The 13,427-nt window shown below is 58.6% G+C and carries 9 protein-coding genes; 4 read left to right on the forward strand and 5 right to left on the reverse strand.

All coding sequences use genetic code 11. The features are described 5' to 3' along the window. Positions 1 to 8 precede the first annotated feature (8 nt). Positions 9 to 1,070, reverse strand: coding sequence for a homocysteine S-methyltransferase family protein (locus AAC029_RS02470; RefSeq protein ID WP_339743591.1), 1,062 nt, complete (start codon positions 1,068 to 1,070; stop codon positions 9 to 11). Then, on the reverse strand, positions 1,067 to 1,978 hold the full coding sequence (metF, locus tag AAC029_RS02475; RefSeq protein WP_339743593.1) for a methylenetetrahydrofolate reductase [NAD(P)H]: 912 nt from the start codon (positions 1,976 to 1,978) through the stop codon (positions 1,067 to 1,069). The genes AAC029_RS02470 and metF overlap by 4 nt, the downstream gene beginning before the upstream one ends. Before the next feature lie 268 nt (positions 1,979 to 2,246). On the opposite strand from metF, the gene metK reads away from it, so the two are divergent. The 3 genes from metK to AAC029_RS02490 all read left to right on the forward strand — a co-directional run bounded on the left by metK (position 2,247) and on the right by AAC029_RS02490 (position 7,658). Continuing rightward, the gene (gene metK / locus AAC029_RS02480; protein WP_339743595.1) at positions 2,247 to 3,413 is read left to right on the forward strand and encodes a methionine adenosyltransferase; all 1,167 of its coding nucleotides are present in this window, start codon (positions 2,247 to 2,249) and stop codon (positions 3,411 to 3,413) included. Positions 3,414 to 3,494: 81 nt separating this feature from the next. Further along, positions 3,495 to 4,904: an adenosylhomocysteinase gene (ahcY, locus tag AAC029_RS02485; RefSeq protein ID WP_339743597.1), complete on the forward strand. Its 1,410-nt coding sequence runs from the start codon at positions 3,495 to 3,497 to the stop codon at positions 4,902 to 4,904. Positions 4,905 to 6,479: 1,575 nt separating this feature from the next. Next, positions 6,480 to 7,658 carry a DUF3644 domain-containing protein gene (locus tag AAC029_RS02490; protein WP_339743599.1) on the forward strand — a complete coding sequence of 393 codons (1,179 nt, stop codon included), beginning with the start codon at positions 6,480 to 6,482 and terminating at the stop codon, positions 7,656 to 7,658. Positions 7,659 to 7,761: 103 nt separating this feature from the next. On the opposite strand, the gene AAC029_RS02495 is transcribed toward AAC029_RS02490, so the two are convergent. Genes AAC029_RS02495 through AAC029_RS02505 form a run of 3 tightly spaced genes read right to left on the reverse strand, consistent with a single transcriptional unit; the run spans position 7,762 to position 12,438 of the window. Next, positions 7,762 to 8,814: a 2-oxoacid:ferredoxin oxidoreductase subunit beta gene (locus tag AAC029_RS02495; protein ID WP_339743601.1), complete on the reverse strand. Its 1,053-nt coding sequence runs from the start codon at positions 8,812 to 8,814 to the stop codon at positions 7,762 to 7,764. A gap of 1 nt (position 8,815) precedes the next feature. After that, a complete protein-coding gene (locus AAC029_RS02500; protein WP_339743603.1) occupies positions 8,816 to 10,645 on the reverse strand; it encodes a 2-oxoacid:acceptor oxidoreductase subunit alpha in 1,830 nt (609 codons plus the stop codon). After that, positions 10,642 to 12,438 (reverse strand): FAD-dependent oxidoreductase, encoded by a 1,797-nt coding sequence (locus tag AAC029_RS02505; protein ID WP_339743605.1) that lies wholly within the window; start codon positions 12,436 to 12,438, stop codon positions 10,642 to 10,644. Before AAC029_RS02505 ends, AAC029_RS02500 begins: the two co-directional genes overlap by 4 nt. Positions 12,439 to 12,786: 348 nt before the next feature. Between AAC029_RS02505 and AAC029_RS02510 the strand changes: the two genes are divergently transcribed. Next, positions 12,787 to 13,275: a hypothetical protein gene (locus tag AAC029_RS02510; protein WP_339743607.1), complete on the forward strand. Its 489-nt coding sequence runs from the start codon at positions 12,787 to 12,789 to the stop codon at positions 13,273 to 13,275. The last annotated feature ends 152 nt before the right edge of the window (positions 13,276 to 13,427 follow it).

Below are 13,427 nucleotides of genomic sequence, written 5' to 3' on the forward strand. Positions count from 1 at the left end.
GCATCATCTCAGGCTGATAGTTCGAACGGTTCGAGGCCGGCGAGATGCATGGCGCGCTCACGGCGGGCGGGCTGATAAGGCGGCACGTCGTGGGCCACCGCCGCGATGGCGCGGATATGCGCTGGCGTTGTGCCACAACATCCACCGAGAATATTGACCAGGCCGGAACGGGCCCACTCGCCCAGATGCGCCGCCGTCTCGTCCGGCGTCTCGTCATACTCGCCCATATCATTGGGCAGACCGGCATTGGGATAGGCGAGGATGCGCGTATCAACGATCCGCGAGAGCTCGGCGATATAGGGGCGCAACTCATCGGCGCCGAGCGCACAATTGAGACCGACCGCCCACGGCTTGGCATGGCGGACCGAATACCAGAAGGCCGACGCAGTTTGACCCGACAGCGTGCGTCCGGATTTGTCGGTGATCGTACCGGACAACATGATCGGGCGGTCAATTCCCTCTTCGGTGCGCAGATCGATCAGCGCCTTGATCGCGGCCTTGGCGTTGAGCGTGTCGAAGATTGTTTCGACGAGGAAGAAATCGACATGGTCCGCCATCGCCCGCGCCTGTTCAGCATAGCTCAGCCGGACCTGGTCGAAATCGACCTCTCGAAAGCCCGGATCATTGACCTGGGGCGAGATCGACAAAGTCTTGTTGGTCGGACCAATCGCGCCAGCGACGCCCTTGGGGGCGCCTGTCCGGATTTCTTCCTCGTCAGCCGCTTCGCGCGCCAGCCGGGCCCCTTCGCGAGCGATCTCCGGCGCCAGATCCTGCATTTTATAGTCGGCCTGAGCGATTGAGCTTGAGGAAAATGTGTTCGTCTCGGCGATGTCGGCGCCAGCTTCGTAATAGGCACGGTGGATCGCCCTTACCGCGTCGGGGGCGCTCAGATTGAGGATGTCATTATTACCCTTGATCAGGGCTGGCCAGTCAGCGAAACGCGCGCCGCGATAGCCGGCCTCATCGAGTTTGAGGTCCTGGATCTGTGTCCCCATCGCGCCATCGAGGATCAGGATGCGATTGCGAGCGATGCGCTCGAGCGCGGCCAACCGGTCGGTGCGCGCTGTCATGCCGCTATCTCCGCAGCGGTGCTCGGCTTCACGCCCAGCAGGTGACAGGTAGACAGAGCGAGTTCGGCCCGGTTGAGCGTGTAGAAATGAAAGTCGTCGACACCGGATTCATGCAGGCTTGAGCAGAGTTGCGCAGCCAGATGAGCGGTGACCAGCTGACGCGTGTCCGGTTCGTCGTCGAGTCCGTCAAAGTGGCGATGGATCCGGTCCGGAATATTGGCATTGCAGAGCGCCGCCATTCGGGTCAAACCCTTGAAATTGGGCTGCAGCATGATGCCGGGCACGATCGGGATCTTGATGCCGGCCCGCACCGCGCGCTCGCGAAAACGCAGAAACGTCTCCGGCTCAAAGAAGAATTGGGTGATGGCACGGGTCGCGCCAGCATCAATTTTGGCTTTGAGCAGGTCGAGATCATGCTCGGCGGTCGGGCTTTCCGGGTGTTTTTCAGGATAACAGCCGACAGACACCTCGAAATCTCCGATCGCCCGGATTCCGGCCGCCAGCTCAGCGGCGTTGGCATAACCACCGGCCGCCGGCCGGTAGGCTTCACCAATCCCCTGAAGTGGGTCACCGCGCAGCGCCACGATATGACGAACGCCGGCGTCCCAGTAATCGTGGATAACGGCGTCGACTTCTGCGCGGGTCGCGGAGATACAGGTGAGATGCGCTGCAGGCCGGATGTCCGTCTCGTTCACTATGCGGTGCACCGTCCGGTGGGTCCGTTCACGCGTTGACCCGCCTGCGCCATAGGTGACAGAGACGAAAGCTGGGCTCAACGGCGCGAGCCGGCTGATAGACTGCCAGAGCGTGTCTTCCATCGGCTCGGTTTTCGGTGGGAAAAATTCGAACGAAATCGACAGGTCGCCGCCGGGCAGTTTCCCATTTTCTGGCTCTTCTTGCACACTCATCGAATTTGAACCTCCCGCCAGCGCAATCGACCATTCAGGCAATCACATACATACACATAAGTATATCTTTATATCATTTGTCAAATCAAGCAATTTGCTGATCGTCCGGGGCGCGCCCGTTCACTACGGCCCATCGCTTCCACCACACCTGCGACTGGGAAAGGTTCACCTCGATCAGGCGCGGCGCTCGCAATGCGGCTTGCACCCGGCGCAATAATCTGCTTTCTGCCTCGATGATATAAAGCAATCCTTATATGGAGATATTGCAGTGAGCCGTTCGTCCTACATATTTACCAGCGAGAGCGTATCAGAGGGTCACCCGGACAAGGTTTGTGACCGGGTCTCGGACGCCATTGTCGATCTCTATCTGTCCAAGGACTCCGAAGCGCGCGTCGCTTGCGAGACCCTGACCACCACCAACCAGATCATTCTGGCCGGTGAAGTCCGATGTGCCGCAGACGTCTCGGCCGATGAAATCGAACAGGCTGCGCGCGAAGCCATTCGCGATATCGGTTACGAACAGGATGGCTTCCATTGGAAGAATTCCAACTTCCAGAACTTCCTGCACGGCCAGTCGGTCCACATCGCCCAAGGTGTCGATGGCGGCGATAACAAGGATGAGGGCGCTGGCGACCAGGGCATCATGTTTGGCTATGCCACCAACGAGACGCCCGAGCTTATGCCGGCCCCGATCCAGTATTCGCACCAGATCCTCAAGCGGATGGCGACCTTGCGCAAATCCGGCGCGCGCCCGGAATTCGAGCCTGACGCCAAATCGCAGGTCACACTGCGCTACGTCAATGGCCAGCCGGCCGGCGTGGAGTCGGTTGTCGTTTCGACCCAGCACAAGGACGGCGTCACTCAAGAGCAGATCCGTGAACTCGTTCGTCCGATCGTTGCCGAAGTCCTGCCCGAGGGCTGGTTCCCGCCGGAAGCCGAATTTTACGTCAACCCGACCGGCACTTTCGTCATCGGCGGCCCCGATGGCGATGCCGGCCTGACCGGTCGCAAGATCATTGTCGACACTTATGGCGGCGCTGCACCACACGGCGGCGGTGCCTTCTCCGGCAAAGACCCGACGAAGGTCGACCGTTCGGCGGCCTATGCCTGCCGCTGGTTGGCCAAGAATGTTGTCGCTGCCGGCCTGTCGGAGCGCTGCACGATCCAGGTCTCCTACGCGATCGGTGTCTCCAAACCGCTTTCGCTCTATGTCGATCTGCACGGTACCGGCGAGATCGACGAGACCCGCCTCGAGGACGCACTGCGGCAAATGGCTGACCTGTCGCCACGCGGTATCCGCACCCGGCTGCAGCTCAATCGCCCGATCTATGCCCGCACCGCCGCCTACGGCCATTTCGGGCGCAATCCCGACAATGAGGGTGGCTTCTCCTGGGAGAAGGCCGACCTCGCCGACGAACTGCGCAAACTGGCGTAAATCTGTTACAAGCGGGCCGGATCGACCGGCCCGCTTGCCCCCATGTTTCAAAATCATACCCAATAGAAGGACCTGATGGTCATGACGCATTTTGCTGCGGACAAACCCTATCTCGTAAAAGACATGTCGCTGGCCAAATGGGGCCGGATCGAAATGGACATGGCGGAAATCGAAATGCCGGGCCTGATGGCTCTGCGCGCCGAATTCGGCAAAGCCCAACCCCTGAAAGGCGCCCGGATCGCCGGCTCGCTGCACATGACGATCCAGACCGCGATCCTGATCGAAACCCTCACCGCCCTTGGCGCCGAAGTGCGCTGGGCCTCGTGCAATATCTTCTCGACCCAGGATCACGCGGCCGCAGCGATCGCCGAGTCCGGCGTGCCGGTCTTCGCGACCAAGGGCGAGAGCCTGGTGGAATACTGGGATTATGCCGACGCCATCTTCCATTGGGGCAATGGCGAAACCGCCAATATGATCCTCGATGATGGCGGCGATGCCACCATGTATCTGATCCTCGGCGAGAAAGCCGAAGCCGATCCATCCGTGCTCGACCATCCAAAGTCGGAAGAAGAAACCGCCCTGTTCGCGCAAATCAAGAAGCGTATCGCGGCGACCCCGGGCTGGTTCGCCAGGGCCAAGGCCGCCATCCAGGGCGTCTCGGAAGAAACCACCACCGGCGTCATGCGTCTGTATCAGATGCACAAGCGCGGCGAGCTCCCCTTCCCCGCCATCAACGTCAATGACAGCGTCACCAAGTCGAAATTCGACAATCGCTATGGCTGCCGCGAAAGCCTCGTCGACGCGATCCGTCGCGGCACCGATGTGATGATGGCCGGCAAGACCGCCCTCGTCTGTGGCTATGGCGATGTCGGCAAGGGTTCCGCTGAATCCCTGCGCGGCGCCGGCGCCCGTGTCTTCGTCACCGAGATCGACCCGATCTGCGCCCTGCAGGCCTGCATGGACGGCTTCACCGTCGTCACGATCGACGATGTCATCGGCGATATGGATATCTTTGTTACTGCCACCGGAAACAAGGACATCATCACCATCGACCATATGCGGGCGATGAAGGACATGGCGATCGTCTGCAATATCGGCCATTTCGACAATGAAATTCAGGTCGAAGCCCTGCAGAATTTCGAGTGGACCAATGTGAAGCCACAGGTCGACATCATCAATTTCCCTGAAGGCAATCGTATCGTGCTGCTTTCGGAAGGCCGCCTGGTCAATCTCGGCAATGCCACCGGTCACCCGAGCTTCGTGATGTCCGCCAGCTTCACCAATCAGACGCTGGCCCAGATCGAGCTTTGGACCAAGGGCGAGCAGTACGACAATAATGTCTACATCCTGCCCAAGCATCTCGACGAGAAAGTCGCCGCCCTGCACCTGCCCAAGCTTGGTGCCAAGCTGACCGTCCTTTCGAGCGAGCAGGCCGAGTATCTCGAACTGCCAAAGACCGGCCCGTTCAAGGCCGACCATTACCGCTACTAGGCCAAACGGCCCGTTTCGGATTGAAGAGCGCTCCCGGCTTGCCGGGGGCGTTTTTTGTTGGGGGATGCGCCGAAATCTCCACGCCGTTTCCGGCTGGAGGGATGGGAGGGTGTGGGACGCCGGCGAATGCCGGGTAACGCGTATAATTTTATGTGACATCCGAGACGTCCCACACGTGCAGTTTTCCCGTGGCGTCTCCACCTCCGTTTCCAATCCAATCAGGTATTCGGGTCGGGCGTTTAGTGCCGTCAGACCTGAAAGGACGCCCTGCCAGTGCTCGGGATGTCACCCCTTCGCCCGGACAGGCTGCACGCTCCCGACCGCCGCGAATGACTGAGCTCGTGCCTCCCGTGCGACCGGAACAGCTGGATTATGCGCGCAGCTTTGGGGGGTGGGGATAAGTTGCGCCATAAATCGTCATTCCAGCGCAGGCTGGAACCCAGTTCCTGGAGCCATACGCTTGGAAAACTGGCGCCAGATCAATCAGATGTCAGCGCATGAACCTGGATCCCAGCCTGCGCTGGGATGACGATGATTTGTGGCTTTGGTGGGGGATAAGACAGCCATGCCACCGGCACTAACCCCAAAAACCAAACCCTTGTCATGCCTGACGGATGCCCCGCGCATGCGGGGCGCAGATCAGGGAGCCAGAACCGGCAACGCGAAACCCGTGGGGCTGACGGGGCAAATGCGCACCATCTCGGTACAAGAGTCGTTTTCTGTCGGGCGTCTGGGTCCCTGATCTGCGCCCGGATCGCTAACGCGTCCGGGCATCCGTCAGGGGTGACAAAATTTGGTGATTTATAGGTGGGAGGTGAGGCCCCAGCGCGGGCCAGGCCCCGCCATAGACCGCATGCCGAGATCCCGCCACCGGGGTTCAGCGCCGTCAAGGCGGATGCCCGCGAAGCGGCGCCGAAGGCGGCCTTGACGGCGCTGAACCCCGGTGGCCCACTGGCTGGCAAGGGAATTATGGGGTGGAGTTGGCGAGGCGGATCAAAACGCTACCGCCCATCTAGTCCGATTGAGTTTTCAACATTGATTTCAAAAATATTGGAGCGATGACCTTCACATGAGTCCGTTTTGGCCCAAGATACATTTTCAGGTGGCTTGAGTGGAGATTCTGCACTTGAAATTGTTAGATAAAAATTCAGCGCGTCTCAAAAGTAATTGGAACCAGACTGCCATACCTGTCGCGCTACGCCGCACAGGCAAGGGCGAAAAGCTCCGTGTCCGACTCCCCGACGTTGAGAATCCGGATCAATGGTTGCGTAACAATAGACGGCTCAAACCAATTTGGTTCGAAGACGACAGGTATTGGGAACTACCAAAGGCATGGTTCGACGATTTCGTCGCGCGGGCACTCACCCGATTTCGCAAACTCTACATCATCCAACCATACCGAGACCAAGAAGTCTGTGCGTACAGATGTCGACATGCCGGAGGTCATGAATGCCAATGCTCTTGCATGGGCGCAAACCATGGCCAAGGCGACGACGGCACCTGGTTTGATGTGTCGGAGACGTTTTCCGTAAGGTCAAGCGAGCCACAATTGGCTTGCAGATTGTTGGTGCACAAATGAAAACTGCCTCCCTCACCGATTTTGAAAAGCGTATCGTGAAGCGACTGATAGCGGACGGCGACCGAAACCAAGATGTGCACCAACTAATCAACACCGGGAGACAACCGACTGTAAATTTCGGTAGAATTTCTGGATCTCAAGGCTGGGAATTGGAGCCCGCTGATGACGATGAAATAGCGAGGTTTCGGTATGAAAAATCACTAGTTGATCTACGGACTGGCTTATCTCCGATTGACGACGAACGGGTATACCGTGCCCGAGAGGCGATGATTGCAGCGGTTCAAATCTTTAATAGCCCCAGCTTTCTTTTTAAGATTCAGCTGTTTCCCGTAATTAGTCAAATCGCGTGGACCTATTTATTACATGAGTTCTATATTCGAAAATCGATTAATATTATTGACGACGGCAGAAGCTTGCTTCTAGGGCAGATGATTGCACGACATGACTGCCCGTTATCAGAAGATGTAAAAAAGAATTTGATAGCCACTAAAGAACTCCGGGACCAAGTTGAACACACTACTCTGAATTCTCTTGGAAGAAATTTTTGGCCTATTTTTCAGGCGAATTGCCTGAATTTTGACCAAGCACTTCGGAAGCTATTTGGCGAACAAGTTGGCTTGAACGATGAACTGTCCGTTGCAATACAATTTAGCAAAATGGACCTACACGGCCTCAGCAAACTGCAAAAATACGACATAAGCCCGGAGATCGAGGCGATTGATGCTGCGGTCTCAGCTGCGGCAAATGAAAACGGCAACGAAGGCGCCGCCTATAAGTTTAAAGTAAACTTCACGTTCGAAAAGGCAGTAAAAGGCGATTCCAACATCGTCTTCAACGAAAACAACCCCGACGGGCTGAATAGGCAAACATTCTTGACAACGAAGGTCGTGAGTGACGATTTGTGGCCGTATAAGCCGAATGATGTGGTTGCGCGAGTTAAAGCGGCTGGAAATACAACATTTAATTCCCACCACCACCAACTCGCCTGGAAGAAGTTTGGGGCACGCCCCGCATCAGGCTCCAAGAAGCCGAAGGCGACAAAGAAAGATTATTGCCAATACCACACTGCCCATGGCGATTACACGTACTCGGATAAGTGGGTCGAATTGCTCATTTCCATCGCGTCAAACGATGAAGAATTTGAAAAACTCAAACGACACAAGCCAAAAACTTAGTGAGTTTGCGCGACTGAGATTGCACAAACGCTATACATCTAGGGAACTGCTGGCAGGCAGTTGCTATCAACCTCGTGGCAATGACGTAGTTGCGCCTATCCCCCTACCGCCACCGCCCCTGCAACTTAGCCAGCGCCGCCTTGCCCGGGCTCAGCGCTTCATACGGCAGCGCGTTGAGCGGTATCTTCGGCAGATGATTGGCGGCGTGCATGTCGGGCATGTCTTCGTTGACGTAGAGCAGGCCGGTGCGGATCTCGCCGCTGCGGTCGCCGAGCAATAGCGTCTCGATCGCCTGTGCCCGGTCGCGCGGGTCGTAATCATCGGCGGTTTTGCGCAGTTTCAGAATGCCGCCATCATGCATGGTGACGGTGATGGTGCCGCCTTCACTGGTATCGGCGGTGATTTCCTCGGCTTCGGCGACGAAATCGGTGTGGATCAGCGGGTGGTAGTATTTGAAGGTGTGGGCATAGCTCTTGGTCGAGCCGGCATGGTCATTGAAGGTAACGCAGGGCGAGATGACGTCGATCAGGGCGAAGCCCTTGTGCATCAGGCCGGCCTGGATCAGCGGCACCAATTGAGATTTGTCACCGGAGAAGGCGCGCGCCACGAAGCCGGCGCCGAGGGTGAGCGCCTGGACGCAGGGGTCGATCGGCGATTGCTCGTTGGCGATACCCTTCTTGGACTTGGTGCCGATATCGGCCGAAGCCGAGAACTGGCCTTTGGTGAGGCCGTAGACGCCATTGTTTTCCAAGACATAGAGCATGTTGAGATTGCGGCGGATCGCGTGGGCGAACTGGCCGAAACCAATCGACAAACTGTCTCCATCGCCGGAGATGCCGATATAGTGGAGATCGCCATTGACGGCATTGGCCCCGGTCGCGACCGAGGGCATGCGGCCATGGACGCAATTGATGCCATGGCTCTGGCCCATGAAATAGGCCGTCGTCTTGGACGAGCAGCCAATGCCGGAGACCTTAGCGGCGCTGTGGGGCGGCAGATCGAGTTCCCAGAAGGCCTGGACCAGGGCGGCGGTGACCGAGTCATGGCCGCAGCCGGCGCACAGGGTCGACATCGAGCCTTCATAATCGCGCACCGTCAGACCGAGCTTGTTGCGCGGCAGATGCTTCTCGATCAGCGGTTTTGACATTGAAGTCATGTCAGGCCTCCTCGGCCACGAGGTGCGTTGTGATGCCCTCGATGATGAAAGCCGGATTGGCGGCCATGCCGGCATAATCGAGCACGGGGATGAGCTTGGTCTTGGGCACCGAGGTTTCGTTGATCAGCAGGCCGCGAAGCTGGGCGTCGCGGTTTTGCTCGACGACGTAAATCTCGTCATGGCTGTCCATGAAGGCCTCGACCTCGGCGCTAAAGGGGAAGCCCCGCACGCGCAGATAATTGAGGTGGATGCCGCGTTCAGCCAGACGGTCGAGCGCCTCGCGCACGGCACCATCGCAGCCGCCGACCGAGATAATGGCGCGGCTGGTTTTCTGCGCCGCCTCGATGATGATCGGGCCGGGCACTGCGTCGGCGGAATCTTCCCACTTGCGGGTTAGCCGGTCGAGCACTTCCTTGTATTCGACCGCGTCCTCGGTATAGCCGCCCTTCCAGTTATGGCCGGAGCCGCGCGTGAAATAGGCGCCCTTGGGGTGAACGCCGGGCACGGTGCGATAGGGGATATTGTCGCCATCGCGGTCTTCATAGCGATAGTATTTCGGCAATTCTTCCAGCTCGGCGGCGGAGAGGATTTTGCCGCGATCAGGGACATAGGCATCGTCCCAGTCGAGCTCGGGGATCATCCAGTCATTCATGCCGATATCGAGATCGGTCATGAAGAAGACCGGCGTCTGATAGCGCTCGGCGATATCGAAGGACTGCACCGCCATCTCGAAGCATTCCGACGGATTGGCCGGGAACAGCATGATGTGCTTGGTGTCGCCATGGCTGGCATAGGCACACAGGGTCAAATCGCATTGCTGGGTGCGCGTCGGCAGGCCGGTTGAGGGCCCGGCGCGCTGGACGTTGAACAAGACCACCGGCACTTCGGAATAATAGGCAAAGCCGATGAACTCGCTCATCAGCGAGATGCCCGGACCGGAGGTCGGGGTGAAGGCGCGGGCGCCATTCCAGCCGGCGCCAACGGCCATGCCGATTGAGGCGAGCTCGTCCTCGGCCTGGACGATGCAGAATTTCTTCTCGCCGGTCTCGGCGTCGACGCGGAATTTCTCGCAGAAGAATTTGAAACCGTCCATCAGCGAGGTTGACGGCGTGATCGGATACCAGGCGCCGAAGGTCGCGCCGGCGTAGACACAGCCCAGACCGGCAGCCGTGTTGCCGTCGATCAGCACCATGCCCTTGGTCGCGTCCATCGCCTGAACGCGAAGCGGCAACGGGTCGGGATGGTGTTCACGGACATAATCGAGGCCGAGATTGATCGCCGTCATATTCGGTTCGATCAGCTTGGGCTTCGAGCCGAACATTTCCTCGACCATGGCGCGGATGATGTTGACATCAATCCCGGTCAGTCCGGCGACGGCGCCGACATAGGCCATATTCTTCATCAGAACGCGGGTGCGGGCATTGTCGAATTTGGCATTGCACAGCCGCGCCAGCGGCACGCCGATGGCGGTGATATCGGTGCGCGCGTGCAGCTCGGGGCGCGGCCAAGTGTCGTCATACAAGAGATAACCGCCCGGCGAGACCTCGGCGAGGTCGCGCTTATAGGTCTCGGCATTCATCGCGACGACGAAATCGGCCGCCCCCGAACGCGCCATGTAAGCGTCCTTGGTCACGCGGATCTCGAACCAGGTTGGCAGGCCCTGAATATTGGAGGGAAAGAGATTCTTGCCGACCACAGGCACGCCCATGCGGAAGATCGCCTTCATCAAGAGCCCGTTGGCACTGGCCGAGCCAGTGCCGTTCACATTGCCGATCTTGATGACAAAATCATTGATGCGGAGATCCGCCATAGTGTCCACGAGGTCCTTCATTCTGCCGCCACCCGGCGTGCTTCGTCATCGACATGCGGGATGACAATATCGCCGTCCTGCATATCCCAAGCTGCCGTCGGGCAGCGCTCGGCGCACAGGCCGCAATGCAGGCAGAGGTCTTCGTCCTTGACCATCACCCGGCCGGTATCTTTCAACGGCTCGGAGACAAACAGCGCTTGGTCGAGATTTGCCGCCGGCGCCTTGAGCGTCTGGCGTAGGTCCGACTCTTCCGCATTGGAGACGATGGAGAGACAATCAACCGGGCAAATATCGATACAGGCATCGCATTCCTTGCACAGAGGCGCGTCGAATATCGTCTGAACGTCGCAATTGAGACAGCGCTGCACCTCGGTGACAATCTGCTCGGCGGTATAGCCCATTTCCACTTCGGTCTTGCGATTGCCGAGACGGGCTTTCAGCTCAACCAGTGGCATCACGCGGCGATGGCCGCGCTCATAATCATTGGAATACATCCACTCATTGACGCCCATTTTGGCGGATTGGAGATTGACGCCGCGCGGCATGCGTTCCGCCAGATCAGTCTTCTCGCAATGCTTGTGGATCGAAATCGCCGCTTGGTGGCCATGCTCGACAGCCCAGATGATATTCTTGGGACCAAAGGCACTGTCCCCGCCGAAGAAGACGCCGGGAATGGTGGATTGATAAGTGGTGGTGTCGACGATGGGCACGCCCCATTTGTCGAATTCCAGACCGATATCGCGCTCGATCCAGGGGAAGGCATTCTCTTGGCCGATCGCCAGGATAACATCGTCGCAGGGAATGATTTTGGTGCCGGTATTACGCGTCGCGGCGATATTGCCGCGGGCGTCGAGATCATATTCCATCAGCTCGAATTCCATGCCGACGAGCTTGCCATTCTCGGTCACGAAACGCTTGGGCGAATGATTGACGAGGATTTCGACATTCTCGCCCTCGGCGTCTTCGAGCTCCCAGGGGGAGGCCTTGAAGAATTGCCGTGGCTTGCGCGCCATCACCTTGACGTCGTCGGCACCGAGCCGCAGCGATGAACGGCAACAATCCATCGCCGTATTGCCGACGCCGATGATCAGAACTTTTTTGCCGATCTTCTCGATATGCTCGAAAGCAACACTTTCCAGCCAATCGATCCCGATATGGATATTGGCGGCGGCTTCCTCGCGGCCATCGATCTGAAGGTCCTTGCCCTTGGGCGCGCCGGAGCCGATGAAAATCGCGTCAAAATCCGCTGCGAGCATCGCTTTCATGCTCTCAATGCGGTGATTGAGCTTCAGATCGACGCCCATATTGAGGATATAGCCAATCTCCTCGTCCAACACGTCTTCCGGCAGGCGGAAGGAGGGGATGTTGGAGATCATCAACCCGCCGGGGCGGTGCATGCCTTCAAAAATCGTACACTCATAGCCCAACGGCGCCAGATCATTGGCGACGGTAAGCGAGGCAGGGCCCGCCCCGATCAGCGCGATCTTCTTGCCATTGGTGTTGGCCGGTTTTTGCGGCACGAGATGCGCGACCTCGTCGCGATGGTCGGCGGCGACGCGCTTGAGGCGGCAGATTGCGACCGGCTCTTCCTCGACGCGGCCACGGCGGCAAGCCGGCTCGCACGGCCGGTCGCAGACGCGGCCGAGAATGCCGGGGAACACATTGGAGCGCCGATTGACCATATAGGCCTCGGTAAACTCACCCTGCGCGATCAACCGGATATATTCCGGGACGGGCGTATGGGCCGGACAGGCCCACTGACAATCAACAACCTTGTGGAAATAGTCGGGATCGCCGGTATTGGTCGGCTTCATAACGCGCTTCCCCCTCGGAGCCGGGCTCCGGTTTTGCTTGAGGTCGCATCCATTCGGAACCGCCCCTGATTGGGAGCCATTCTCACATCTTCTTGACCATTGGGGTCAAGTTGTTTCGCCGGTAAAGCGTGGTCACATAAGCAGTATGTATGCAGCTGCGTCGCGTTCGCACTACGAGGGAGGGCGCGCAGCACATCGGGTTCGTCGGTGGTCGGGGCGCAGGGCGATTCTGGAGTCATCGCCCGCCCTCTCAGCCGGCCCGATTGCGCTCGACAAGCCCGCGCTGATCGACTTATCGTGGCGTTATACAGGGGTCGTGAATCGAAAACAGATCACAGGAACAGAGAGATGGGACGAGTCTTCAAAGCCGACATCCGACGGGAAACCACCTGCCCATCGTGTGCCACCGGCTATTATTATTTCGACGAAGTGGAAGTTCACGAAGGCGGCGGCGATTTTGACGCCGCGATCCGCAAGAAGGTCGAAAACGGCGTCGATGTCGTGCCCTGCCCGTCCTGCAAAAAGCTTTCCCCCGCCATGCGCAAGCAACACTGGATCGACCTGGCGGCCTTTATCGTCGGCCTTATCGCAAGCCTTGGAACGGCTGGCGTAATTATGGGGATATTTGAATCCGGCGGGGTCATCATGATCGGCCTGCTGGTCCTCGCTCTGCTGGGCGCCCTGGCTTGCGCGGTCCTGATCGTGGTCTGGCCGTTTTCACCCATGATGAACCGTGATCGCGCCGTCATTCCCGGACAGGAAGACCAGGCGAGCGAGGCGGTGAAAGCCAAGATCGAGACTTGGCAGGCGAACCGGGATCAAGCAACACTGGTCTGAGATGGGGGACGGCACCCCCCCTGGGCCGGGCTGACAGAAACTCAGGCGCAGCTCTGCCCCGAGATAGCCACGTCAGCCTGATAGCCCATAACCCTCGCGTGGCGAAATGGTGTGAGAGCCGGTATATTCCGCTTCCAAGAAGCCAAGGCAGT

The sequence above is a fragment of the uncultured Maricaulis sp. genome, from assembly GCF_963975345.1.
In the GTDB taxonomy this organism is placed as follows: domain Bacteria; phylum Pseudomonadota; class Alphaproteobacteria; order Caulobacterales; family Maricaulaceae; genus Maricaulis.